Annotated in this window: 17 protein-coding genes and 1 pseudogene; 8 read left to right on the forward strand and 10 right to left on the reverse strand. The window is 71.4% G+C overall.

Annotated elements, in window-relative coordinates; all coding sequences use genetic code 11:
- Nucleotides 1–179: 179 nt before the first annotated feature.
- Together ACFYWS_RS19170 and ACFYWS_RS19175 are read left to right on the forward strand one after the other, a co-directional pair.
- On the forward strand, nucleotides 180–2915 hold the full coding sequence (locus ACFYWS_RS19170) for an alpha/beta fold hydrolase (RefSeq protein ID WP_389277608.1): 2736 nt from the start codon (nucleotides 180–182) through the stop codon (nucleotides 2913–2915).
- Nucleotides 2912–3805: an ABC transporter permease gene (locus ACFYWS_RS19175; RefSeq protein ID WP_389277611.1), complete on the forward strand. Its 894-nt coding sequence runs from the start codon at nucleotides 2912–2914 to the stop codon at nucleotides 3803–3805. Before ACFYWS_RS19170 ends, ACFYWS_RS19175 begins: the two co-directional genes overlap by 4 nt.
- Nucleotides 3806–3884: 79 nt before the next feature.
- Here ACFYWS_RS19175 and ACFYWS_RS19180 read toward each other — a convergent pair whose 3' ends face one another.
- Nucleotides 3885–4352 carry an SCP2 sterol-binding domain-containing protein gene (locus ACFYWS_RS19180; protein ID WP_389277614.1) on the reverse strand — a complete coding sequence of 156 codons (468 nt, stop codon included), beginning with the start codon at nucleotides 4350–4352 and terminating at the stop codon, nucleotides 3885–3887.
- Between the two features lie 141 nt (nucleotides 4353–4493).
- Between ACFYWS_RS19180 and ACFYWS_RS19185 the strand changes: the two genes are divergently transcribed.
- From ACFYWS_RS19185 to ACFYWS_RS19195, 3 genes and pseudogenes are all read left to right on the forward strand, one after another.
- On the forward strand, nucleotides 4494–5108 hold the full coding sequence (locus tag ACFYWS_RS19185) for a TetR/AcrR family transcriptional regulator (RefSeq protein ID WP_389277617.1): 615 nt from the start codon (nucleotides 4494–4496) through the stop codon (nucleotides 5106–5108).
- Between the two features lie 127 nt (nucleotides 5109–5235).
- A pseudogene (locus ACFYWS_RS19190) lies at nucleotides 5236–7166 on the forward strand (AMP-dependent synthetase/ligase).
- A gap of 110 nt (nucleotides 7167–7276) precedes the next feature.
- Nucleotides 7277–8185, forward strand: coding sequence for an SPFH domain-containing protein (locus ACFYWS_RS19195; RefSeq protein WP_389277620.1), 909 nt, complete (start codon nucleotides 7277–7279; stop codon nucleotides 8183–8185).
- A gap of 45 nt (nucleotides 8186–8230) precedes the next feature.
- On the opposite strand, the gene ACFYWS_RS19200 is transcribed toward ACFYWS_RS19195, so the two are convergent.
- The 4 genes from ACFYWS_RS19200 to ACFYWS_RS19215 form a co-directional block, all read right to left on the reverse strand.
- The gene (locus ACFYWS_RS19200) at nucleotides 8231–9007 is read right to left on the reverse strand and encodes an ABC transporter permease (protein WP_389277623.1); all 777 of its coding nucleotides are present in this window, start codon (nucleotides 9005–9007) and stop codon (nucleotides 8231–8233) included.
- The gene (locus tag ACFYWS_RS19205) at nucleotides 9004–9996 is read right to left on the reverse strand and encodes an ATP-binding cassette domain-containing protein (RefSeq protein WP_389277626.1); all 993 of its coding nucleotides are present in this window, start codon (nucleotides 9994–9996) and stop codon (nucleotides 9004–9006) included. Before ACFYWS_RS19205 ends, ACFYWS_RS19200 begins: the two co-directional genes overlap by 4 nt.
- Before the next feature lie 148 nt (nucleotides 9997–10144).
- A complete protein-coding gene (locus ACFYWS_RS19210) occupies nucleotides 10145–10987 on the reverse strand; it encodes a DUF4097 domain-containing protein (RefSeq protein ID WP_389277629.1) in 843 nt (280 codons plus the stop codon).
- Nucleotides 10988–11082: 95 nt separating this feature from the next.
- A complete protein-coding gene (locus tag ACFYWS_RS19215) occupies nucleotides 11083–11601 on the reverse strand; it encodes a toxin-antitoxin system HicB family antitoxin (protein WP_389277632.1) in 519 nt (172 codons plus the stop codon).
- A 205-nt stretch (nucleotides 11602–11806) separates the two neighbouring features.
- On the opposite strand from ACFYWS_RS19215, the gene ACFYWS_RS19220 reads away from it, so the two are divergent.
- Together ACFYWS_RS19220 and ACFYWS_RS19225 are read left to right on the forward strand one after the other, a co-directional pair.
- The gene (locus ACFYWS_RS19220) at nucleotides 11807–12580 is read left to right on the forward strand and encodes a LamG domain-containing protein (protein WP_389277635.1); all 774 of its coding nucleotides are present in this window, start codon (nucleotides 11807–11809) and stop codon (nucleotides 12578–12580) included.
- A gap of 146 nt (nucleotides 12581–12726) precedes the next feature.
- On the forward strand, nucleotides 12727–13314 hold the full coding sequence (locus ACFYWS_RS19225) for a sigma-70 family RNA polymerase sigma factor (RefSeq protein WP_389277638.1): 588 nt from the start codon (nucleotides 12727–12729) through the stop codon (nucleotides 13312–13314).
- 3 nt (nucleotides 13315–13317) lie between these two features.
- On the opposite strand, the gene ACFYWS_RS19230 is transcribed toward ACFYWS_RS19225, so the two are convergent.
- Nucleotides 13318–14262 (reverse strand): hypothetical protein, encoded by a 945-nt coding sequence (locus ACFYWS_RS19230; RefSeq protein WP_389277641.1) that lies wholly within the window; start codon nucleotides 14260–14262, stop codon nucleotides 13318–13320.
- Between the two features lie 211 nt (nucleotides 14263–14473).
- Here ACFYWS_RS19230 and ACFYWS_RS19235 point away from each other — a divergent pair, with 211 nt between their 5' ends.
- A complete protein-coding gene (locus ACFYWS_RS19235; protein ID WP_389278823.1) occupies nucleotides 14474–18865 on the forward strand; it encodes an FtsK/SpoIIIE domain-containing protein in 4392 nt (1463 codons plus the stop codon).
- Between the two features lie 93 nt (nucleotides 18866–18958).
- Here ACFYWS_RS19235 and ACFYWS_RS19240 read toward each other — a convergent pair whose 3' ends face one another.
- Genes ACFYWS_RS19240 through ACFYWS_RS19255 form a run of 4 tightly spaced genes read right to left on the reverse strand, consistent with a single transcriptional unit; the run spans nucleotide 18959 to nucleotide 25743 of the window.
- A complete protein-coding gene (locus ACFYWS_RS19240; RefSeq protein ID WP_389277644.1) occupies nucleotides 18959–20347 on the reverse strand; it encodes a hypothetical protein in 1389 nt (462 codons plus the stop codon).
- A 39-nt stretch (nucleotides 20348–20386) separates the two neighbouring features.
- Complete coding sequence (locus ACFYWS_RS19245; protein WP_389277647.1) at nucleotides 20387–20827, reverse strand: SUKH-3 domain-containing protein; 441 nt, start codon at nucleotides 20825–20827, stop codon at nucleotides 20387–20389.
- 25 nt (nucleotides 20828–20852) lie between these two features.
- Complete coding sequence (locus ACFYWS_RS19250) at nucleotides 20853–25382, reverse strand: DUF6531 domain-containing protein (RefSeq protein WP_389277650.1); 4530 nt, start codon at nucleotides 25380–25382, stop codon at nucleotides 20853–20855.
- Nucleotides 25383–25440: 58 nt separating this feature from the next.
- The gene (locus tag ACFYWS_RS19255) at nucleotides 25441–25743 is read right to left on the reverse strand and encodes a hypothetical protein (RefSeq protein WP_389277653.1); all 303 of its coding nucleotides are present in this window, start codon (nucleotides 25741–25743) and stop codon (nucleotides 25441–25443) included.
- Between the last annotated feature and the right edge of the window lie 7 nt (nucleotides 25744–25750).

Here is a 25750-nt window from a genome sequence, read left to right on the forward strand (position 1 = left end):
CCCGCCGGCGTTTGAGGCGCGGGGTCCGGGGCGGAGCCCCGTGGCGTGGGGCCGGACCGGTGCGACGGGCGACGTACCACGCCCGCGGTACGGCCGGAGGCGACCGTACGCCCAGGGGAGGTCAGAGGCTCCGACCACCGGATGCGGTGGTTGTCAGCGGTGGCGCATACCGTTGACGCATGTCTTTTGGACGGCGCCTGTGGCGCGAGCGGGTACGCGGGTGGCCGCGGCGGTGGATCGCCGTCGCGGCGGCCCTTGTGGTGCTCGCGGGGGCGGGTACGTGGACGGGCCTTTCGGCGGCGGCATCGGACTCCGGTGGAGCGTCCGCCGTACACCGGCAGGACCGGATGATGCCGATGGGCGGCGGGGTGCGCGTCGACACCTCGTACTTCACCGCGGGTGATCCGTCCCACAAGCGGCCCGCGGTGCTGCTCACGCACGGCTTCGGCGGCAGCAAGGCCGACGTCCGCGCCCAGGCGGAGAAGCTCGCCGCCCACGGGTACGCGGTCATGACCTGGTCGTCCCGCGGCTTCGGCCGGTCCGGCGGCAAGATCGGCCTGAACGACCCGAAGCACGAAGTGGCCGACGTCTCACGCATGATCGACCGGCTCGCCGAGCGCCCCGAGGTGGAACTCGACAAACCGGGCGACCCGCGCGTGGGCGTCACCGGAGCCTCGTACGGCGGAGCGGTCTCGCTGCTCGCCGCGGGCCACGACAAGCGGGTCGACGCGATCGCCCCGCAGATCACGTACTGGAACCTCGCGGACGCGCTGTTCCCCAACAACGTCTTCAAGAAGCTGTGGGCGGGCGCCTTCTTCACCTCCGGCTCCGCGCCGGCGGGCACGCGCACCAGCGATGCCGGGCTCGCCTGCGGCCGCTTCGAGAAGAAGCTGTGCGACATGTACCAGCGCGTCGCCGTCTCCGGAGAGCCGGACGACGCGGCGCGCAAGCTCCTGGAGGAGCGCAGCCCCTCCGCCGTCGGCGACCGCATCAAGGTCCCCACGTTCATCGCCCAGGGCCAGACGGACTCGCTCTTCCCCCTCGGCCAGGCGGACGAGATAGCGCGCCACGTCAAGGCGAACGGAGCGCCGGTCGAGGTCGACTGGCTGAACGGCGGGCACGACGGCGGCGACATGGAGGTCGACCGGCTGCAAGGCCGTGTGACGTCCTGGTTCGACCGCTACCTGAAGGACGAGAACGTCGACACGGGCCCCGCGTTCCGCGTCACCCGCACCGGCGGCGTCGACTCCACGGACGGCGCGGCCACGCTGCGCGGCGCGAGCGGCGACCTGTACCCCGGCCTGCGCGGCGAGCGGCGCACGGCGGTACCGCTGAAGTCGGCCACCGAGACGTTCCAGAACCCGCCGGGCGGCGGACCGCCGTCGATCTCCTCGGTGCCGGGCCTCGGCAGCGTGTCGAACCTGTCGACATCGCTCGGCGCGGGCTTCTCCCTCGAATACCCCGGCCAGTTCGCGCGCTTCGACTCGGCGCCGCTCAAGGACTCGGTGCGCATCACCGGCTCCCCGTCGGTCACCGCGCACGTGAAGTCCTCCACCGGCACGGCCGTGCTGTTCGCGAAGGTGTACGACTCCGGGCCCGGCGGGACGCGTGAGGTGCTGCCCTCGCAGCTGGTGACGCCGGTCAAGGTGACCGGCGCGGACGGCGCGGGCAAGGACGTGCGGATCGCGCTCCCCGCCATCGACCACGAGGTGCAGAAGGGCCACAAGCTGCGGCTCGTGCTCTCCGCGACCGACCTCGGCTTCGCGTCGCCGAACGAGCCCGCGGCGTACGAGGTCTCCGTGCGCGACAGCCTGAGCGTGCCCACGGCCCCCGACGTACGGACCCAGGCCGACTCGCTGCCCTCCTGGGTGTGGTGGCTGCCCGCCGGGGCGCTCGTACTGGCGGCGGGACTGCTGGTGACGGCCCGGCGCCGCACATCGGCGCCCGCGCCCGACCCGGCGCTCGCCGAGGTCCCGCTCCAGATCACGGACCTCAGTAAGAAGTACGCGGGCTCCACGGACCGGTACGCGGTGCGCGACCTGTCCTTCCGCGTCGAACAGGGCCAGGTCCTCGGCCTCCTCGGGCCGAACGGCGCGGGAAAGACCACGACGCTGCGCATGCTCATGGGCCTCATCCGTCCCGACGAGGGCGAGATCCGGGTCTTCGGCCGCGCCATCAGGCCCGGCTCCCCGGTCCTGTCCCGCGTCGGCGCCTTCGTCGAAGGGGCGGGCTTCCTCCCGCACCTCTCGGGCCGGGAGAACCTGGAGCTGTACTGGAAGGCGACCGGCCGCCCGGCCGGGGACGCGCACCTCGCAGAGGCACTGGAGATCGCGGGCCTCGGCGACGCCCTCGCGCGCGCGGTGCGCACGTACTCGCAGGGCATGCGCCAGCGCCTCGCGATCGCCCAGGCCATGCTCGGCCTCCCCGACCTGCTCATCCTCGACGAGCCGACGAACGGGCTCGACCCGCCGCAGATCCGCGAGATGCGCGAGGTGATGATCCGCTACGCCCGCGAAGGACGCACGGTCATCGTCTCCAGCCACCTCCTCGCCGAGGTCGAGCAGACCTGCACGCACCTCGTGGTGATGGACCGCGGCCGGCTCGTCCAGGCGGGCCCCGTCGCGGACATCGTCGGCTCCGGCGACACGCTGCTCGTCGGCATCGCGGGCGAGGTCTCCGACGCGGTCGTGGAGAAGGTGGGCGGCCTCGGAGGCGTGGAATCGGTGCTCCGTGTCGACGACGGCCTGCTGGTCCGCCTCGACCCGGACGCGGACCCGGACCCGGCCACCGGATCCGACCCGGCCGCCCGGCTGGTCGCGGAGCTGGTGCGGCTCGACATACCGGTGCGCTCCCTCGGCCCGCACCGCCGCCTGGAGGACGCGTTCCTGACCCTGATCGGAGGGACCCCGGCATGACGACGACCGGAGTCGAGACCGGGGCGCACGACGTGCCCGAACTCGCCCACGGCTACCGCCCGGGCCGCACGCTCCCGCTGCGCGTGGAGCTCGTACGCCAGGTGAAGCGGCGGCGCACGCTCGTCATGGGCGCCGTCCTCGCCCTGCTCCCGTTCGTGCTCGTCGCCGCGTTCGCGATCGGCGGGGAGCCGGGCGGCGGCGGGGACGACGGCGGCGGGCGCGTGAACCTGATGGACACGGCCACGGCATCGGCGGCGAACTTCGCGGCGACGAACCTGTTCGTGTCCGCCGGGTTCCTGCTGGTCATCCCGGTGGCCCTGTTCTTCGGCGACACGATCGCCTCCGAGGCGAACTGGTCGAGCCTGCGCTATCTGCTGGCGGCGCCGGTGCCGCGGGCCCGCCTCCTGTGGTCCAAGCTGGCCGTCGCGTTCGGCCTCAGCCTCGCCGCGATGCTGCTGCTCCCGCTGGTCGCGCTGGGGGTCGGAGCGGTGGCGTACGGCTGGGGGCCGCTCGACATCCCGACCGGCGGTGCGCTGCCGGCGGGCACGGCGGTGCAGCGCCTGCTGGCCGTGGTCGCGTTCATCTTCGTGTCCCAACTGGTCACGGCGGGGCTCGCGTTCTGGCTCTCCACCAAGACGGACAACCCGCTGGGCGCGGTCGGCGGCGCGGTCTTCCTGACCATTGTCGGCAACGTCCTCGACGCGGTCACCGCGCTCGGCGACTGGCGCGACTTCCTGCCCGCGCACTGGCAGTTCGCCTGGGCGGACGCGATCCAGGCGCAGCCCGAATGGGGCGGGATGATCCAGGGGGCGTCGGTGTCGGTGGCGTACGCGGTGGTGCTGTTCGCGCTGGCGTTCCGGGGGTTCGCGCGCAAGGACGTGGTGTCGTAAGGGACTGTGGCGTAGGACTACGGCGAGGTCGTAGTCCTACGCCACAGTCCCAAGCCGCGCACCCCCGCACCCGCTCCCCTCACGCCTTGGGGATCGCGAAGTAGCGGGTCAGGCGGGCGGCGAGCGCCACGTCGCCCGCGATTTTGACCTTGCGCGTCATGAACAGCGTGACGGGCGAGGAGTTGCCCGAGACCAGCTTGAGGAAGTCGGCGTCGCCCATGACGAGGGTGAGGCGCGGTTCCGCGTCCGAGCGGCCCTCGGTGACCGTGCAGGTGCCGTTCGCGATCTTCGTTTCGTAGACCGCCTCGGGGATCTCGCCCTGGCCGGTGACCTTCCAGCGGATGAGCGCTTCGAGCGAGCCCGCGGCGTCGGGCCTGAACTGCCGTTCCACGCGCCCGAAGACCTCCTTGAGGACGCGGGTGCGCAGGGTCTCGTCCCGCGCGATCCGGTTGATCTCCTTCGCGGGAAGCCCCTTCACGAGCCGCGCGAACTCCTCGGGCGTGACGCTCGCGAAGTCGAGCGCCGCGATCTCCTCGGCACCGCTCATGGGCTCACTCTCCTCGTTCCATGGCCCTGTTCCGTTCCGAGCTCTATGGCCCCTGTTGCGACCTTACTGTTTAGTAGGCTGGGCAGAGTGACGGGCACATCGGGAGTGGCTCAAGGGCGTACGGCGGCGCGAAGGAAGCGCATGCCGCGCGAGATGCGTGAGCAGCAGATCATCGACGTGGGCGTGCGGGTCTTCGCCAAGCGTGGCTACCACGCCGCGTCCGTGGATGAGATCGCCGAACTCGCCGGGATCTCCAAGCCGATGGTGTATCTGTACCTGGATTCCAAGGAGGGGCTGTTTCTGGCCTGTCTGAGGCGGGAGGCCGGGCGGCTCGTCGGCGCCTTCCAGGAGGCCGCGCGGGGCGCGGGGGCCGCGCCCGAACTGCGGCTGCACGCCGGGCTATCGGCGTTCTTCGCGTTCGTCGCCGAGCACCGCGACAGCTGGGTGGTGCAGCACCGGCAGGCCTCCGAGCTGAGCGAGGCGATCGCCGCGGCCGTGGCCGACGCGCGGCGCGCGATCATGGCCGAGGTGGCAGGGCTCATCAGTGACGGCATCTCGGACAGCGGCCGCGGCTCCCAACTGGGCGACGGGGACGCCGACTTCGTCGCGCACGCCCTCGTGGGCGCCGCCGACTCGCTCACCGACTGGATGGAGCGCAACCCGGGCCAGTCGCCGGAGGGCATCACACTGCGGCTGATGAACATGGTGTGGGTGGGGATGCGGGACGTGCTCGACGGGGAGGTCTGGGCGCCGTAGGGCCTGCGCACGGTGCCGGGAAGTCGCCCCGTCACCGATTCGTACCTCTCCATTGAATTTTCCCTACGCGTAGGTAAGTTGACTCCCCAGTAAGTACGAGTCGGGCAGCCGCGCAACGGGAGCCGTCATGGGCGTACGGAAAGATCTGAAGCGGGCCGGGAAGCGTGGCGACCTCGCCGATCGCGCCAAGGTCGAACTGGTCAGGGGCGAGGACGGCGCCGTGCGCGAGGCGCGCGTCGCGGCGCTCGCCGAGCCGCCGAAGGACGGTTCCACGCCCGCTGACATCCCGTTCGTGAACGCCGAGGACGAGCCGCACTCCGTCGTCGTACGGCGCAAGGAGGGGGACCAGTGGCGGCCGGTCACCGCCGCCGCGTTCGCCCGTGAAGTGACCGCCACCGCCAAGGGGTTGATCGCGGCGGGCCTTGAGGCAGGCGGGCGAGTCGCGCTCATGTCGCGCACCCGCTACGAGTGGCAGGTCCTCGATTTCGCGATCTGGGCCGCGGGCGGGCAGACCGTGCCCATCTACGCGACGTCATCCCCGAGCAGATCGAGTGGATCGTGCGGGACTCCGGCGCGACGATGATGATCGTCGAGACGCCGGAGAACGCCGCAGCGGCCGAGGAGGCTGTCGCCGGACTGCCCGAGGGCGACCGTCCCGGCATTCGGCAAATCGATGCGGGTGCTGTGCTCGAACTCGCCGCCCTGGGGGCCGGCGTGGCCGACGAGGAGGTCGTCAAGCGGCGGGCCGCGCTCACCCCCGACACCATCGCGACCGTCTGCTACACCTCCGGCACCACCGGCCGGCCCAAGGGCTGCGTCCTCACGCACGGCAACCTGTACGCCGAAGCCGCGAACACCGTCGAGCTGCTCCATCCGATCTTCAAGGCGATCACCGGGCAGTCCGCGTCGACGCTGCTGTTCCTGCCCCTCGCGCACATCCTGGGGCGGACGATCCAGGTGGCGTGCATGCTCGCCCGGATCGAGCTCGGACACTGCCCGAGCATCAAGCCCGACGAGCTGCGGCCCGAACTGCGGTCGTTCCGGCCGACGTTCGTGGTCGGCGTGCCGTATCTCTTCGAGAAGATCCACGACACCGGGCGCGCGACGGCGGAGAAGCTCGGGCGCGGCTCGTCCTTCGACCGTGCCGACCGGATCGCGGTGCGGTTCGGTGAGCAGCACTTGGAGCGGTTCCTGGATGGGGGGAAGGGGCCGGGCCTCGGTCTGACTCTTGCCGCCGGGCTCTACGACCTGCTCGTCTACCGGCGCGTGCGCAAGGAGCTCGGCGGACGGCTCCGGTACGCGATCAGCGGCGGCTCGCCGCTCGACCGCAATCTGAATCTGTTCTTCTACGCCGCCGGGGTCATGATCTACGAGGGCTACGGCCTCACCGAGACCACGGCCGCCGCCACCATCACCCCGCCGCTCCGGCCCCGCCCCGGCACCGTGGGCCTGCCCGTGCCCGGCAGCGCCATCCGGATCGCGGACGACGGCGAAGTGCTCATCAAGGGCGGCATCGTCTTCGGCGCGTACTGGAACAACCAGGCCGCGACCGACCAAGTCCTGGACGGGGACGGGTGGTTCGCGACCGGCGACCTCGGAGAGCTGGACGGCGACGGCTATCTGAGGATCACCGGGCGCAAGAAGGACATCATCGTCACCAGCGGCGGCAAGAACGTCTCGCCCGCCGTCCTGGAGGACCGGCTGCGCAGCCGCTCGCCCATCGGCCAGTGCATCGTCGTCGGCGACAACCGCTCCTACATCGGCGCCGTGATCACCCTGGATCCGGAGTCCGTCGCGCACTGGCTGGGCGTCCGCAAGATGCCCGCCGACACCCCGATGTCCGAGGTGATCCGCGACCCGAGGATCGTCGCGGACGTCCAGAAGGCCGTCGACTACGCCAACGAGGCCGTCTCCCGCGCCGAGTCGATCCGTAAATTCACGCTGGTGGAGGGCGAGTTCAGCGAGGAGAACGGAATGCTCACGCCCTCCCTGAAAATCAAGCGGCGGGCCGTCCTGAGTGCGTACGAGCGGGAGATCGGGGAGCTCTACGGCGATTGAGGCCCCGGCCCTGGAGTGAACCCGCGCCCTGTTTGAATTCCGGCATTTTCTGCCTATTGCCGCATAACGTGAGTGTGGCGAGGTCGTGTTCACGGGATTCGGGAGGGCCGATGGGGCAGCGGGACGAAGTCGTCGAGCGGGCGGGGTGGTCGCTGCCCGGCTGGCTGGGCGCGGCGGCAGGGGCGCTGGCGCTCGCGGGCGCGCTGTACGGGTGCCGGCTGCTCGGCTGGATCCCGGACACGGTCACCGACTTCCTCGGGCCCGGCGCGCAGGCGCGGGGCGACGACACCGTCCGCGCGGCGCGGGGCGCGTACGTCGCGGGCTGCGCGGTGCTCGCCGTCCTGGCCTTCGGCGGCCTGACCCGGTGCAGGTCGGGCGACGCGCTGGGGCTGAGCCTCTTCGGCCGCTACCGCGGCACCGTGCGGCGCACCGGACTGCGCTGGGTCAACCCGCTCGTGCTGCGCCGCCGGATCGACGTACGGCTGCGGCACTGGCGCAGCGAGCCGCTGCCCGCGGTCGACGCGGAGGGGATGGCGCTGCGCGTCGAGGCGCTGGTGGTGTGGCGGGTGCGGGACACCGCGCGGGCCCTGTTCGCGGTGCAGGACCACGACGCGTATCTGCGGGGACAGATCGAGGTGGCGCTCGCCCGGGTGTTCTCGCGGCTGCCGCCAGGGGCCTTCCACGAGTCCGCGCCGACCCTGCGCGATCCCGAGGCTGTCGGCGCCGAGTTGGCCCAGGTGCTGTCCGAGGAGTGCGCGGCGATCGGCGTCGAGGTGCTCGCCGTGCGCCCGACGCGCATCGAGTACGCGCCGGAGGTCGCCGACGCGATGCACCGCCGCCGGATCGCGGCGCTCGACGCGCGGCAGCGGGCGGGCGTGCTCACCAGCGTCGTCGACTCGGTGGAGGACACGCTCGAACGGCTCACGGGGCGCGGCATCGTGGAGCTGGACGAGTACGAACGCAACGCGCTGGTGAGGGACTTGACGGTGGCGTTCGCGCGCGGCGACGCGAACACGTGAGTGGGGGCTCCGCGATGGGCGGAGCCCCCACTGTGAACCATGCGGTCAGCGTTCGGTGTTGACGTTGTACAGCTTGCGCGACCAGACGTAGCCGAGAACGGTGATCGCGGCGCACCAGGCGAGCGAGACCCACCCGTCGTTCCCGATCGCGGAACCGGTGAGCAGTCCGCGCAGCGTCTCGATCATCGGTGTGAAGGGCTGGTACTCGGCGAACCAGCGCAGGCCCGGCGCCATCGAGTCGGCCGGCACGAAGGCGGAGCCGAGGAACGGCAGGAACTGGATGAGCAGCGGCTTGTTGCTCGCCGACTCGACCGTCTTGGACTTCAGCCCGAGCGCCGCCGCCAGCCAGGTGATCGCGAACGTGATGGCGACGAGCAGCCCCGCCGCGGCCAGCCACTCGGCCGGGTTCGCGTCCGGCCGGAAGCCGAGCGCGATGGCCACGGCGACGACCAGTACCAGGCTCACCATCGTCGTGAGGAGGCTGCCGATGACATGGCCGGTCATGAACGAGGAGCGCGTGATGTTCATGGTGCGGAAGCGGTTGATGATGCCCTCGGTCATGTCCTGGCAGACCGCGATCGAGGTCGACATGGCCCCGGAGGCGACTCCCATGACCACGATCCCGGGCGTCAGGTACTCCAGATACGCGTCCCGTCCCGCGCCCCCCGACATCGAGTCCCCGAAGGCGAACACGAAGAGCACCAGCATCAGGATCGGCATCATGGACGCGCCGAGCGAGACCATGGGATAGCGCAGGGCGTGCTTGATGTTGCGCCGCGTCATCGTCATCGAGTCGTGCACGGCGTACGTGAGGGTGCTCATCGCAGGGTCTCCTTGACGTGAAGCGGGTTGGCGTCGGTGCCGTCGCCGGTCAGGGCGAGGAACACGTCGTCGAGGTCGGGGGTGTGCACGGAGAAGTCGGCGGCCTGCACGCCGGTGGCGTCCAGCCGGTCGAACAGAGTGCGCAGCGCGGCGAGGTCGCCGTCGCCCGCGATCCGCAGCGCGAGCTCCTCGTCGTCACGGGCCGAACCGGGGAAGGCCTCGGCCGCCCGCTCGTACTCGGACCAGTCGTTGAACCGCAGCCGCACGTGACTGCCGGGGATCTGCGCCTTGAGCTCGTCGGCGGTGCCCTCGGCGACGATCCGGCCACCGTCGAGCACGGCGATCCGGTCGGCCAACTGGTCGGCCTCCTCGAGGTATTGCGTGGTCAGGAAGACGGTGACGCCGCCGGCGACCAGGGTCCGCACGGTCTCCCACATGGTGCGGCGGCTGCGCGGGTCGAGCCCGGTCGTCGGCTCGTCGAGGAAGATCACCTGCGGGTCGCCGACGAGCGTCATGGCGAGGTCGAGGCGCCTGCGCATGCCACCGGAGAAGGTGGCAGCGCGGTTGCCCGCGACATCCGCGATGCCGAACCGTTCGAGGAGTTCCTTCGCCCGCTCTCTGCCCTCGCGCTTGCCGAGCCGCAGCAGGTCGGCCATGAGGAGCAGGTTCTCCTCGGCGGTGAGCATGTTGTCGAGCGCGGCGAACTGCCCGGTGACACCGATCGCGGCGCGCACGCCGTCCGGCGATCCGGCGACGTCGTGCCCGGCGACCTGCGCCTGCCCGCCGTCGGCGTCGACGAGCGTGGACAGGATCCGCACGGTCGTCGTCTTCCCGGCCCCGTTCGGACCGAGCAGGGCGAAGACGGAACCGGCGGGGATGCTCAGGTCGATGCCGTCGAGCACGGTCTTGTCGCCGTAGGACTTGCGCAGGCCGACGGTGGAGACGGCGAGCGGGACCTGTCCGGTCTCGCCGTGGGTGGATGTGGACATGACAGATGAAGGCATGGGGCCCTCCGGTGTGAGGGTGCGGGGTGATGGGTGTCGGCGAAGGTGCCGGTGGAGGTGCTGGCGGAGGTGCTGGTGAAGTGCCGCGTTGCGTACGGGAGTTGGGTCCGTGCGGTTGCGGTTGCGGTTGCGGTCAGGCCTTGGCGCGGCGGATGTCGATGTTGCCCCACTTGGTGCGGGCGCGGACCTTGACGGAGTCCTCGGACTCCGCGGGCGCCTCGGAGGCGGTGAGGTTGTTGCGGACCTGGCCGTTGTCGGCGTCGGCGTCGAGCCAGGCGGCGGTGCCCTCGCGGATGCCGACCTCGATGGCGCCGAAGTTGGTCTCCAGCTGGACGGTGCCGCGGGCGACATCGCCGATGCGCAGTGCGCCGTGGGCGGTGGTGGCGGCGACCGAGCTCTCGGCGCGGCCGACCTCGATGTCGCCGTGGGCGCCGTTCACCCGCAGGTCGCCGGTCACGGCGTCGAGGAAGGTGGTGCCGTGCGAGTTCTTCAGTACGGCGTGACCGTCGATGAGGCCGACCCGTACGTTGCTGGAGCTGGCGGTGATCTCGGCCATGCCCTCGACCCGGTCCACGCGGATGGACCCGTGCGACGACTTGAGGCGCAGCGGCCCCGTGGTGTCGAGGCGGAAGTCGCCGCCCGAGGTCTTCACGTCGACCTTGCCGAGCCGGCCCTCGCCGGTCACATGGGTCCAGGAGCCGGTGAGGTCGACGGCCGAGCCGGTGGGCAGCTCGACCGTGACGTTCACGATTCCGCTGGGGCCGATCATGCGGCGCTCCGTCGTCCTGACGGTGAGGACGCCGTGCGCGTAGGAGACCTCGGTCTGCTCGGCGGCCTTGACGTCCTTGCCGCGCTTCGGGTTGCCGGGCCGCACCTCGACGACGGTGTCGGGGCGCTCGCTCGCGGTGAACTGGATGGAACCGGCGCCCACGTGGGCGTTGACCGAAATGGCCTCGGGGGTCTCGTAAGTAGGCATGGCTGTCCCGTCCTCCTGGCTCGTTGGGGCGTCCCCGCTGGTGGGACGTGGTGTGCCGTTCTGTTGGCTGTGGTGCGGGCGGTACGGGCGTGCGGCTAGCGCACCCATCCCGTGAAGCTCTGTCCGACGGTGCGGGTCTTCTCTGTCGTACGGGGCGCCGCGCCGCCGTCGACCGATGCGGACACGGCGCGCACCAGCCACGCGTTGACCGAGAGGCCTTCGCGGCTCGCGGCCTCCTCGGCGCGGGCCTTGAGGTGGGCGGGCAGGCGCAGGTTGACGCGGGCGGTGCCGCCTTCGTCGGTCTCGGGGGCGGGCGGCGCGGCGGGGGCTTGAAGGGGCTCGGCGGGTGCTGCCGGGGTGTCGCGTTCGCGCGGCTGTGGTGTCACCACGAACTCGGGGTCGAGCCCCCGCAGCCGTACGTCGACCGAACCGGGCGCCAGGTCGCGGGTGATCTCGTCCATGGCGGCGGAGAGCACGTTGAGCATCGTGAGCCGGGTCGCCGACTCCAGCGGAGCGGTCAGCCGCTCGGCCAGCTCGCGTGCTTCGTCCCCGCCGGCTTCGGCGGCCACCGCGAGCTCGCGGTGAAGAGTGTCGACGTAGGGCGTGAGGTCCATGACGTCATAGTGGCACCATGGTGGCGCCATGCGCAAGCCCTTTGGCGCCACGTGGTGCCAGATGGCGCCATGCGGTGCCACCCCAGGTGTCGCGGAGGCGTCGCGGCGGTGTCACCGGTCGGCCGCTGCGTGCATGGTGAACCGTTTTTGGCCGGGGTGCGTAGCCAACCAGTGACACGTTTATGCCGCACTTCTGAGGAACTTCATGACGCGCAGATGGGCGCTTATCAGCACGATCGCCGTATTGACCGCCGCGCTGGTCTTCGTCGGCGTCCAACTGGTGCGCGGCCAGGACTCCGGAGACGGGCAGGCCGAGGCGAAGCCGGCCGCGTCGCCGAGCCCGAGCGGCAGCGCGAAGACCCTTGACGGCCTCGGATGGTGGCCGCTGCACCGGTCCGGCACCGCGAAGGTCGGCGAGCACGACGCCGTGTTCGGCGACGGCGTCAAGTGGACCAAGGGCCCCGAGGGCGGCGCCCTTCAACTGAACGGCACCAGCGGATACGCCAACACCAACACCCGCCTCGACACCGCGGGCAAGGACTACTCCGTCGCCGCGCGCGTGCGCCTCGCCGACGAGAACCTGAAGGGCATGCACACCGCGCTGTCCCAGGACGGCGACCGCAACAGCGCGTTCTTCCTCCAGTACTCGGGCCAGGACCAGAACTTCGCCTTCAGTTTCCCCGGCGCCCGTACCGTCGCCGAGTCGTCCGAGGAGCCCCAGCCCGACCGTTGGTACCACCTGACCGGCACGTACAGTCAGAAGGACCACCGGATGCGGATCTACGTGGATGGCAAGCCCGCTGGAACCAGGGTCGCTTCCAGCGGCGTCAAGCCCACGGGCAGCGTGATGATCGGACGCGGCAAGTTCGGCGGCAAGGCCACCGACTACTGGAACGGTGACATCGCCGACGTGCATGTCTACGACCGCGAGTTGACGACCCGTGAGGTGAGTGAGCTCTCCTCTCACGAACCGGGCTGACCGGCACCGACGCGCCGAACGTCACCGCCGCCGCGGGCCGCCGCGCGCCACACGGGCGCACGGCGGCCCGCGGCAGTGCCTGTCGGTTCTCCCCGCACCCGGCGGAACCCGTCTTCCCCCACAGACGATCCGGAGAGGAAAGGCCCTTGTCGGCCAGCGCTTCGCCCGAAGACCGGATACCCGGCCCCCACGCCGCGGACCTCCAGCCCGAAGAATTCCTCAGAGCGCTCTACGAATTCCACGGCACCGCGCTGCTGCAGTTCGCCGCGCGGCGCCTGGAGGGCGACTGGCACCGCGCCGAGGACATTCTGCAAGAAGTCGCCATACGCGCCTGGCGGCATGCCGCGGAACTCGACCCGACCGCGGACTCGGCGCGGCCCTGGCTGTTCACCGCGCTGCGCAACCTCGTCATCGACGGCCACCGGGCCCGCCAGGCCAGACCGCCGGAGACCGGCGACCCCGAACTCGCCCACCTGCCGGTGTCCGACAACGTGGACCACATCCTCACCACCCAGGTCCTCGTCGAGGCACTGGGAGACCTGCGGCCGTCCCAGCGCGAGGTCCTGCTGCACGTCCACTACCTCGGACACACCGTCAACCAGACGGCCAAGGTGCTCGGCGTGCCACCAGGCACCGTCAAGTCCCGCACGTACTACGCCGCCCGCGCCATGCGCGAGGCACTGAACAGACGCGGGCTGTACGCGCACGGCGTCGCGGACAACGAGGCCGCATGACACTCAGTCGGCCAGCCGTCCCGCATGACGAGTGATCTTCAGGCCGAGCGGTCCCGTGTCGAGCGAGCCGTCCGCGCCGGCGCGCCAGCGCCACCCCGTGGGCGCCTCGCCGAGCACGAGCAGGGCGTCCGTGCGCCGCAGGCCCGCGAGCACCCCTTCCCGGCGCGGGAGTTGAGTGGCGTCCACGACGAACAGGTGGGGCACCTCGCCCTGTACGGCGAGCCGACTGGTGCCCTCGATCAGCCGGAACACCTGCGTGACATCGGCCGAACCGGGAGCCGGTACACCCGCGTTCGCCGACGCCGCGCCGGCGAAGGCCTCCTCCAGGCTGGCCGCGCTGTGCAGCCGCGAGCTGCGCGTCTCGTCGCCGACGAGGAGCCGGCCGTCGGCCACCGAGCCCACCAGCGTGACCTGGGCGAGCGCCCCCACAGGACCGGCGATCGCCTCCAGGACGAGGGCCCGCGCCATCCGGCGCACCTCGTCGTCCGGGCCCGTCACCGAGACGGGGCCCGCCGCGCGGGACAGGTCGACGAGCACACGGTCGGGCCCTTCCAGGCCCACCGTCACCGTCAGCGCGTACGGCAGGGCCGGCTCACCGTCGGGGCCCGGCCGGTGCAGATCATCGGGAGAGATCGTCCAGCGCTCGCCGTCCTGCTCGGCCTTCCAGGGCGCCGGCGCGTCCTCCCGGGCCCCGGCGAGCAGCAGCCCGAGCCGCCGCTCCGAGTAGACGACGGCGTACAGATCGGGCAACGACCTGCCGGAGCGCAGGCATTCGCCCGTCAGCCGGCGCAGGCCCGCGTCGACCACGTCGAGCGCCGCCCGGCCCGTGACGGCCGCCGAGGCCTTGACCGGCTTCGGCGGGCGGCCCCGCAGCTCCGTGACGACCAGCACCACCACCGCCGCGATCAGCGCAAGACCCAGCACCGCGGCCAGGACGTACCAGATCATCCACTGACTCCTTGTCACAGAACGGGAGCGGCACGGTCGCTGCGCCGTGCACCCGATGGCGACTACGGCGCCGGTCGGCGGATGGTTCACAGGAAGTGCCCGTGAACCGTCCGCCGGTCGGCCCCGTAGTCACGTCAGTGGTACGGGAGCCGTCGACCGCGGCTGCCCAGGCCCCCATTCACCCTGGCTGGAGGACGTTTTCGTGTCGTTGATGTTGACCGTGGTCGAGGTGGGCGGTGACGCGTTCGACGTCCATCTCGACGCCGATCCCGACACGCCCATGAGCGCTGTCGCGGAGGCGCTGGCCGGGGCGGGAGGCGTCCACCGGCCCCCGGAGGGCCTCGGCCTGTACGCCGACGACCGGCTGCTGCCCGCGGACCTGCGGCTGCGGGACGCGCCGCTGCAACACGCCTCCATCGTGGGCCTGGGCCGCCCGGCCGGCACCGCGGCCACCGAACCGGACGGCCTGGTGGAGGTCCGGGTGGCAGGCGGCCCCGGAGCGGGCTCCGTGCACCGGATCGACATGGGGGAGTACCGGATCGGCCTCGGCCACGACGGCTCCGCCCAAGTGCTGCGCGCCGTCCCCGACCGCCCGGCCGCCGTGCTCACGGTCGGCCCCGGCGGACGCTGCCGGGTCGCGCCCGACGCCTCCGCGACGGGCGGCGGCTCCCTGCAACTGGACCGCGAGGACGTCACCGAGGCCGCCACCTGGCCGGTCGGCGCCCAACTCCTCGTCGGGGACTGCCTGCTCGAACTCGCCCTGCCGCAGAAGCCGGACGCGGCCGTACAGCCCTCCGAGGACGGCACCGGCTGGGACTACAACCGGCCGCCGCGCCTTCGCCCCGCCGAGCGGACCACCCGCTTCACGCTGCCATCGCCGCCCGCCCCGCTCGCCGCCCGCCCGCTCCCGTGGATCACCGCGGCGGCCCCGCTGGTGATGGCCGTCGTGGGCGCGATGGTCTTCGAGCGCATGACCATGCTGCTGTTCGGGCTGCTCTCCCCGGTCGTGGTCATCGGCAACTACGTGATGAGCCGGCGCACCGGCCGTCAGTCCCACTCCGACAACGTCGCCGAGTACGAGGAGAAGAAGGCGCGCATCGAGGGCGACGCGACGGAGGCCCTCGTCTCCGAACGCACCGCCCGGCGCCGCGGCTTCCCTGACCCGGCCGAGGTCGTCCTGACCGCCGTCGGCCCCCGGCGCCGCCTGTGGGAGCGCCGGATGAACGACGCCGACTTCCTCGAACTGCGCGTCGGAACCGCCGACATGGACTCCGATGTCGTGCTCCAGGACCCGACGAAGGACGAGCACCGCCGCCAGGACCCGTGGACCGCGTACGACGTCCCCGTGACGGTCCCGCTGCGCGAGCACAACGTCCTCGGCATCGCGGGACAGGGGCCCGCCGCGCGCGCCGTGGCCCGCTGGACGGTCGCCCAGGCGGCCGTCCTGCACAGCCCCCGCGACCTCCAGATCCACCTCCTGACCACCGGCGAGCAGGGCCGCGACGGCTGGTCCTGGCTGCGCTGGCTGCCGCACGTGCGCAAGAAGTCCGGCGACACCCCGGCCAGCATCGGCTACGGCACGGAGACCTGCGCCCGCCGCGTCGCCGAACTCACCGCGCTGATCACCGAGCGCGCCACGGCGACGGCGGCCGAACGGCGCGGCAAGCCTGCGGGACCCGACGTGCTCGTCATCCTCGACGGCGCCCGCAGGCTGCGCTCGCTGCCCGGCGTGACGCAGATCCTGCGCGACGGACCGGCCGTCGGCGTCCGCGCGATCTGCCTGGACGCCGAGGAGCGGCTGCTGCCCGAGGAGTGCCAGGCCGTCGTCGCCGAGGAGCCCGGCGGCAGCATCCGGGTCGGCCGCTCCGGCCGCGGCACCGTCACGGGCATCAGGCCCGACACGGTCTCCGCGGACTACTGCCGTTCGCTGGCCCGCGCGATGGGCCCGCTGCGCGACCCGGGCGGCGGCGACGAGGAGGCCGCGGTGCTGCCCGGCTCCGCGCGACTGCTCGACGTCCTCTCCCTCGACCCGCCGCAGGCCGCCGGCATCCGGGCCCGCTGGCTGGCCGGGGGCCGCTCGACCCGGGCGGCCGTCGGCGTCTCCCTCGACGGCCCGTTCCACCTCGACCTGAAGCGCGACGGACCGCACGGCCTCGTCGCGGGCACCACCGGTTCCGGCAAGTCCGAACTCCTCCAGACCATCGTCGCCTCGCTCGCCGTGGCGAACCGCCCCGACGCGATGACCTTCGTACTGGTCGACTACAAGGGCGGCTCCGCGTTCAAGGACTGCGTCGACCTGCCGCACACCGTCGGCATGGTCACCGACCTCGACGCCCACCTCGTGGAGCGCGCCCTGGTCTCCCTGACCGCCGAACTCACCCGCCGCGAGCACATCCTCGCCGCGGTCGGCGCCAAGGACATCGAGGACTACATCGACCTCCTGGAGCGCGAGCCGGGAGCGGGCCGCGACCCGATGCCCCGACTCCTCATCGTCATCGACGAGTTCGCCTCGATGGTCCGCGATCTGCCGGACTTCGTGAAGGGCCTGGTCAACATCGCCCAGCGGGGCCGTTCGCTGGGCATCCACCTGATCCTCGCGACACAGCGCCCCAGCGGCGTCGTCTCCTCGGAGATCCGCGCCAACACCAACCTGCGCATCGCGCTGCGGGTCACCGACTCCGGCGAGAGCCAGGACGTCCTCAACTCCGGTGAGGCCGCCGGGATCTCGCAGAGCAACCCGGGCCGCGCCTACGTCCGCCTCGGCCAGAACTCCCTCGTCCCGTTCCAGTCCGGACGCGTCGGCGGCCGCAGGCCCGGCGCCACGACGGCCTCGCTGCCCGCGCCCTGGGCGGTGGCGGTCGGCTGGGAACGCCTCGGCGAACCGCTCCCGGCGCGGCCCCGCGCCGCGGCCGCGCCCGCGGAGGTCGAGACGGACCTCACCGGGCTCGTCACGGCGATCCGGGAAGCGGACCAGCAGATGGGCATCCCCGCCCAGCACAGCCCGTGGCTCCCGCCGCTGCCCGAGGTCCTCGTCACCGGCGAACTCCCGCCGCCCACCCCCTCGGACTACGACCTGGCGCCCGTCGCGTACGGCGTCGTGGACCTGCCCGCACAACAGGCCCGGCAGGCCCTGGTCATCGACCCGGCGACGCTCGGCCACCTGCACATCATCGGCTCGCCCCGCCAGGGCAGGTCCCAGACGCTGCGCACCATCGCCGGCTCCATGGCCCTCGCCCACTCCGCCGACAAGCTGCACATGTACGGCATCGACTGCGGCAACGGCGCGCTGCTGCCCATCGAGGGCCTGCCGCACTGCGGAGCCATCACCCAGCGCACCCAGCCCGACCGGGTGGCCCGGCTGCTCGCCCGCTTGACCGACGAGCTGGGCCGCCGCCAGGAGATGCTCGCCGCCCGCGGCAGCGCCGACCTGGCGGAACTGCGCCGCGCACTGCCGGAGACCGAACGCCCGCCGCACATCGTGCTGTTCATCGACCGCTGGGAGGTCTTCGACAAGCAGCTCGGCGAGTACGACTCCGGGAACCTGCTGACCTCCGTGCTGACCCTGCTCCGGGACGGCGCGAGCGCCGGCATCCACCTGCTGATGACCGGCGACCGGGCGCTGTTCTCCAGCCGCGTCAACGGCTCCACCGAGGACAAGCTCGTCCTCAAGCTGAACGAGAAGTCCGAGTACGGGCAGATCGGCATCACCCAGCGCGCCGTGCCCGACGAGATCCCGCCGGGCCGCGCCTTCCGCGCCGCCGACAAGGCGGAGGTGCAGATCGCGCTCCTCACACAGAACCCCGAGGGCCAGGCACAGGCCGGAGCACTCCAGCAGATCGCCGCACACTGCCGCGAACAGGCAGCCCATCTCCCGGCCACCACACGCCCGTTCCGCGTCGACACCCTCCCGGACCGGCTCACCTGGGAGCAGGCGATCCAGTACGTGCCGCGGCCACTGCCGTCGCCGCGCTGGGCCCTGTCCGGCGTCGGCGGTGACGAACTCGCGGCGCTCGGCCCCGACTTCTCCGTCACGCCGACGTTCATCGTCTCCGGCCCCGCCCGCTCGGGCCGCAGCACGGTCCTGTCGACACTGGCCATGTCACTGCTCTCGGTCAGGACCCCCCTCGTCATCGGCGCGCCCGTCAGGTCACCACTGCGCCGGCTCGCCGGACGGCCCGGGGTCCTCGCGGTGTTCGACGAGTCCGACATCGACCCCGCCGCCCTCGAACAGGCCCTGGCCTCCGCGCCGAAGGGCGCCGTGGTGATCCTGGACGACGCCGACCTGCTGCTGAAGTCGAAGGCGGAGTCGGTCCTCACGCCGATCGCCAAGTCCGGCGCCGAGACCGGCCGCGGCCTGGTCCTCGCGGGCCAGACCGACCGCCTCTCCTCCGGCTTCTCCGGCTGGCACACGGAGGCCCGCCGCAACCGCTGCGGCCTGCTCCTGAAGCCGCAGAACATGAGCGACGGCGAACTGATCGGCGTCAAGATCCCCCGCAGCCGCCTGGGCGCGAGCCGCCCGGGCCGGGCGATCCTGCATCTGGGGGACGGGGTGCTGAGGACGGTGCAGGTTCCGGAGACGGTGCTGCCGTCGGCCGGCAGCTGACCCGACGGGCACGGCACGCGCGAGGGCCCCGCACCGGCTTCGGCCGGTGCGGGGCCCTCGCGTTGTGTCCGGGCGCCCGTGCACGCCTCCCGGTCAGGGAGTGCCGGGCAGGTAGCTGTCGTCGTGCACCGGCGGGGTGGTGTGACCGGTGTAGGCCAGCGGCCCGTAGCCCAGACCGACCACGCCCAGGGCGAAGCCGGCCACGTCCGTGCGGGTCCAGGCGTGGGTGAGGCCGCGCAGGCCGTCCAAGGTCGGCAGCTTCAGGGACGACGCGGGGAACCGGAACCCGTTCGCCAGAACGTTCCGCAGCACCGAGCTCACCGCACTGGTCGGGTTCCGCGCCGCCCTGGCCAGGAACGCGAGATCGTCGATCTTGGATCCGATCCCCTTCACCGCGTTGGCGATGTCGGTGGGGAGCTTCCTGAAGTCCTTGCCGGAGATCCAGATGTTCCTGGGCACCTTCCCCATGGCCTCGGGAATCTGCTTGAACTCGCCCCGGAACTGGTTGAGCCCACTGCTCACCTTGCTGATGCCGCCACTCGCCCCGCCCACCTTCACCGCGGACGTGACCGACTTGGCGATCGAACCGACGCCCTTGAGCACGGCGCCGCCGCCGAGGAAAAGACCGATGCTGCTCAGCACGATGCCGAGGACGTTGAACTCGCCCTTCTCCGCGCTCATGGACATGTTGATCCCGAACGCCGTCGCGCCGGTCACGAAACTGGCGATGGACAGGGCGAGTCCGACGCCCTGCAGACCGGGCACCAGCATGGCCAGCACCCCCAGCACACCGCTGATGATGCCCAGGACGAAGCTGAACACCTTCCGGATCCGCTCCCAGAGGCTGTAGCCATCGACGGACTCCTCCCTGGCGTCGTCCAGCGCACGGGCCGCGGCGGCGGCGTCCTCCTCGCGCACCTGCCGCGCGTCCTCCGCGAGCGCCCGGGCGGCATCAAGTTCCCCCTGCGCGTCGTCCGACCGCCGCTGCGCCGAGGACTGCTCGCCGCGCGCCTCGTCCAGCGCGCGGCGGATGCTCGCGCGGGCCTCGGGGTCGTCCGGCGGATGGTGCGCGGCGTCCAGCCGGCCGATGTCCGCGCCGGCGGCCTTCACCACCTCGGCGGCCGACTCCAGCCGCTCCTTGGCCTCCCGGCCGTCCTCCAGCGCCTTGTCGGCCTTGTGCTGCATGTCGAGCAGCGAGTGCGCGTACGTGTCGAGCGCGCCGGCCGCCCGGTCGTAGGAGCTGTGCAACTTGCGGACCTGCTCGGTCAGATCACCGAGCTTGTCCCGGAGCTTGTCCATGGCCCGGCCCTCGCCGACCTGGTCGTTCTCAAGACCGGAGAGCAGGGGCAGGGCGTCCCCCGCGTCGTCGGCCACCGAGCGGTAGCCGCGCGCGAGTCTGCCGAGCATCTCCGCGTCGCCCGGGGTCGGGTCGTCGGAGAACCCGAATATGTCCTGCCAGTCGGACAACGGTGGACGCGCCATGGACGTCACCTCACTTTCCGTCGGTCACGGTCCCACCGGTCAGACGGCGATCTCTTCCGGCTTCACGCCTCGGACCAGCATGTCGATTGCCTCCGGCCACGGTCCGTAACGGGCGATCCAGTTGATGACCAGGTAGATGACGCCGTTCTCGTCCATGCCGAGGAAGAAGTGCCCGTTCTCGAGCTCGCCGAGCGGGAACATCGCGACCCCCAGGTCCGCTCCGTACCCGAGGAACCGGTCCTCCTCGCCGACGCACAGCAGCGGGTCGATCTCGAACGGTGCCCGCGCGACGTTGATCCCGGTCCCCGTGACGTTGAAGCGCAGCCCGCCGAACCGGGAAAGGAATTCCCGGACGACCGGAGGCGCATCCAGTCCCTCTTCCTCGAAGGGCTCGATCCACTCCGAGGGGTCCACCCGTCGATCCGGCGACCAGCCGAAGGAGATGAGGGCGTCGGCCACCTCTGGTGAAAACTCTTGCACGGTCGCTCTCCTCAGGTGCTGAAGTTCACTGGTAACGGGTGATGAAGTTCATTTCGTAGTAGGACACCAAGTTCGCGCAACTGTCGCACGGGCTGGCCGGCGCTCCGTACTTCTTGTTGGTCTGGGAACGCACCATGATCGCAGCGCCCTTGGCGCCCGTCGGTTCCCGGCCGTCGTTGAGCGCCTTGGTCAGTGCCTGGGGAAGCCCGCACTTGCCGTGCCCGTTTCCGCGCGTCCCCGGAAGAACCGGCACCCTGTCCAGCACCGCCTGGACGTCCGGGTGCAGCGGGGGGTACTCGCCCTGCTTGCTCACCCCGGTGACGATGCCCCTGCCGTCCTGCAGACTGATCGCTTCCGCCATGCCGCCCCGTTCTGCCTTGGGCCCCGCCCAGTTCTCGTCGGCTGTCTTCTGGGTCACCGCCAGCAGCTCATCGTCGGAGCAGGGGGCGAGGCCCAGCGGGTCGGCCCAGGTGAGGGGCGAGTCGACGTACGCGACCGGGTTGGGTGCCGGTGTCAGGCCCAGCGGGTCGGGGCTGGCGAACCGGGCGGTCTCGGGGTCGTAGTGGCGGAAGAAGTTGTAGTACAGCCCGGTTTCGTGGTCGGCGTACTGACCGGGGAAGCGGAGCGGGGTGTAGGCGGTGGCGTCGCGGTTCCAGGAGGTGGTGCCCCAGACCGTCGACCGCGTGTGCCAGGCGATCTCGCCCTGCTCGTCGACCAGTTCCGTCGGAGTGCCGACCAGGTCGGTGACCATCGCGAAGAAACGGGAGTCGACCTCGTCCTGCGGGAGGGACTGCCCGTCGGCACGCGTGAGGCGGCGCTCGTACTGCGTGAGCGGCCGGTTGCCGTCGTGGTCCCAGGTGACGGTGACGCCCGTACGCGACGTGGACTCCTCCGCGAGGCTGGTGCCGTCCCAGCTGAAGTGGACCGCCTCGACCGGCACTCCCTCCTCGCCGGTGCGGTACTTGGCGGTGCGGCGGCCCATCGGGTCGTAGGTGTAGGTCCAGCGGGTGCCGTCGGGGGTGGTGCAGGCGGTGAGGCGGTCCTCGGCGTTCCACTCGTAGCGCCAGGTGTCCGGCTTGCGGGACAGCCGCGTTTTCTGACGGAGCGTCATGCGACCCGCGGCGTCGTGCTCGTAGCGCACGTTGCCCGCCGACAACACCTTCGTGCCCTGGTAGGCGCGCTCGCCGCGCGCGCCCTCGTCCTCGACGCGGCTGCCGGGCCACTGGGCGGCGGTCTGGTTGCCGGCCGTGTCGTAGGCGTAGGACTCGTTCCAGCCCTCCGCGCTCACCGTCAGCGGCCGGCCCGCCGGATCGAGGTCGAAGCGGCGCTGCTCGCCGGTGACCTCCTCGGTCAGGGAGGTGAGGTAGCTGTCGGGGCGGTAGCCGTACGACCGGGCACGGCGCAGCTCATGACCGGACGTCAGCGACTGTCGGGTGAGGCGGCCCAGGCCGTCCCGGGTGGAGGAGATCCGCACCCCGGCGCCGAAGAAGCGCTCGGTCTCGCTGCCCAGCGCATCGTGCTCGAAGGTCAGCTCGTGGCCGCCGGTGGACACCCGCGTGCGGTTGCCCACCGCGTCGTAGGCGTAGGAGGAGACGGCGCCGGTGGGGGTGGTGCGCGAGACGCGCTGCCCGGCGGTGTCGTAGCCGTAGCGCATGGTGCGCCCGTCCACGGTCTCCGACAGCAGCCGCCCGCCGGAGTCGTAGGCCAGTTCCACCCCGGACTGCGGGCTCTCGGCCCGGGTCAGACGTCCCAGCGCGTCGTGGGTGTAGCGGGTGACGGCTCCCGAGACGTCCTTCGCCGAGACCCGGCCGCCCACATCCCGCTCGAAGCGGATCTCCTCGCCGGAGCGGGTGGTGTGGGACGTCAGCAGGCCGGCCGCGTCGTAAACGTAGGTGACGGTGCGGTCGTCGAAGTCCGTCTCGGCGACCGGCCGTCCGGCCCGGTCGTAAGTGTAATTCCAGGTCAGTCCCTGCGGGTTGGTGACCTGGGTCAGCCGCAGCTCGGTGTCGTAGCCGAAGGCGTGGGTGACGCCGTCCGGGGTGGTGCGCTCGGCCAGCAGGTCGAAGTGGGTGTAGCGCATGGCGGTGGTGCCGCCGTTGCGGTCGGTGTGGGACAGGCAGTTGCCCTCCCCGTCCCACCGCCACTCCTCGACGCTGCCGTCCGCAGTGGTGCGCCGCGACAGCAGGCCTTCCACCGTCCACTCCAGCCGCGTCACACCGCCCAGCGCGTCGGTGACCGTCGTCGTACGGCCGAAGGCGTCGCGCGTGCAGGCCGTCTCCGCGCCGAGCGCGTCGACGATGCGGACGGGCAGACCGGCCGCGTCGGTGTCGATGCGCCGCTGCGCGCCGTCGGCCCCGGTGAGGGTCGCGACGGCGCCGCTGGGCGCGTGGGTGAAGCGGGTGACGGTGCCGTCGGGGGAGGTGGCCGCCGTGCGGTTGCCGCGGGCGTCGTACTCCAGCCGCTGCACCGCCCCGTCGGGCAGCACGATCTCGGTGGGCTGGTGCAGCGCGTTGTAGGCGACCTGGGTGCGGCTGGCGTCGGGCTGCTCGATGAGGGTCAGGTCCTCCCAACGGCCCCACTCGTAGCGGGTGGTGCGCCCCAGTGGGTCGGTCCGGGACAGGAGCTTGTCGTAGCGGTCCCACTCGGAGGTGGTGGTGTTGCCGAGAGGGTCCGTTTCGCCGATGACCTGGTACAGGTCGTTCAGCTGGAAGACGGTGGTGGCGCCGGTGGAGTCCGTGAAATGGGTGCGCTGCGCGGCCGGGTCGTAGGACCACTGCGAGGACAGGCGCCCGTCGGGGCCGATGGTCTCGGTGACGCGGTGGTGCTCGTCGTAGACGTACCGGTACGTGGAGTCGTTCCGGTCGGTCCAGGAGGTGATGCGGGAGTGCTCGTCGTAGCCGAACACCAGCGCCTTGCCGGAGGAGTTGATGACGTGGCTGAGGTTGCCGTCCGCATCGCGCTCGTAGGACATCACCTTGGCCGGGCCCTCGGGCGTGACCACGGAGGCGTCGAGTAGAAGTCCAGCGACGCAGTTCAACTCCACGCGGTAGCCGCCGGAGTGGACCAGCGCGGTCGGGGAGCCGTCGGCCTCCCGCTCGATCCGCACCTCGTTGTCGTTGCGGTCGTGCCAGCGGACCAGCCAGTGCACGCGGGTCTCGTCGTCGGCGCCATCTGTGGCGCGGTCCGCGAAGTGGTGCACGATCCCGGTGCGCGACTCGCGGACGACGTAGGCGACCTCGCCCTCGGCCGTCTCCTCGGCCGCCAGCGGCAGGCGGGGGCCTTCGTCGGGCCATACCAGGCCGTCCACCGAGCCGGCCTCGGGGAGCCCCGGATAGGTCAGGACGGAGCCGTCCTCGCGGGCCCACCACACCCGCCCCCGGTCGTCGACCTCAAGGCGTTCGTCCAGCGTGGAGGCCCAGGACGGGCCGAAGAACTGCCCGTAGCGGTAGGTCGACAGATGCGTCCGCGCGAGAGCCAGCGGCAGCACGCCCGGCAGTTCCAGGTCGGTCTGCATCAACAGCATCTCGCCGGTGGCCACGTCGACCGGGTCGGTCGCGCACTTCTTGCCGGTTCCCTCCCGGCTGACGGAACGGGCGCCGCCGGACCCGATGTTCTTCATCGCGCCGGGCTTGAGGCCCTTGAGCGCCGAGCCGACGCTTCCGAGTCCCTTGAACAGTGCACCGCCGCCCGCGACGAGTCCCACGAAACCGAGGACGATCTCGGCGATGTTCCAGTCGCCGGTCTCGGCCATGATCGAGATATTGATGCCGAGTGAGGCGGCACCGGCGACGACGGCGCCGATGGTGAGCGCGATGCCGAGCCCCTGGAGGCCGGGTATCAGCAGCGCCAGCACACCGAGGACGGCGCTGATGATGGCGAGGGCCTTGCTGAACGCCTTCTTGATCTTGTCCCAGAGGCTGTAGCCCGCGACCGACTCGTCTCTGGCGTCATCCAGCTTCTGGGCTGCTACGGAGGCGTCCTCTTCGCGTACTTGGCGGGCGTCCTCGGCGAGCATCCGGGCCGCATCCAGGTCCGCCTGGGCGTCGTCGGCCTGCGCCTGGGCGCCGGACTGCTTGGTGTGGGCCTCGTCGAGGGCGCGCCGGGTGCTGGCGCGGGCTTCCTTGTCGTCCGGCGGATGCTTCTGGCCGTCGAGGTGGCTGATGTCGGCGCCGGCCGCCTTGACGACATCGGTGGCGGATTCGAGCCGGTCCTTGGCCTCGCGCCCCTTCTCCAGGGCGTTGTCGGCGTTGCGCTGCTGATCACGCAATGAGTTGACGTACGTGTCGAGGGCGCCTGCTGCCTGGTCGTAGGAACTGTGCAGCTTGCGCACCTGGTTGGCCAGGTCGCCCAGCTTGTCCCGGAGTTTGTCCATCGTCTTGCCCTCGCCGACCTGGTCGTTCTCCAGGCCGGAGACGAGAGGAAGAGCGTCGCCCGCGTTGTCGGCCACGGAGCGGTACTGGCGGGCGAGATCGCCGAGCATGTCCGCATCACCGGGGGTCGGGTCGTCCGAGAACCCGAAGACGTCTTCCCAATCGGACACTGCTGGACGCGCCATGGCCATTACCTCAATTTTGTCGGAGTTTTCCGGGCGTCCCCCCGCGCCGGTCGGGGAACTAACCGAGAGTCCAGTACTTGGTTCCTGCTTCAGGCTTGGGGGCAGGCGTCCATGAAGAGCGGTCCGCGGAGGGAGTCCAGTCCGGCACTTCTCCGTCGTAGTAGATGAAGAGAGCCCAGTAATAGGCGTCCTCGTGCAGGATGATGTCGCTGTCTTCCAGGAATTTCTGCTCCGGCCACTGGGCGTTGACACGCGCCACGGCCTCCGCCTCCGAGAGGGAGAACAGGGAGACCATCTTGCTCGCGACCTCGTCCAGCAACTCCAGCACCTCGATCGATGCGTTCGCCAAGAATTTGCTCATTACGACA

This window comes from Streptomyces sp. NPDC002795, assembly GCF_042888725.1.
Classification (GTDB): domain Bacteria; phylum Actinomycetota; class Actinomycetes; order Streptomycetales; family Streptomycetaceae; genus Streptomyces.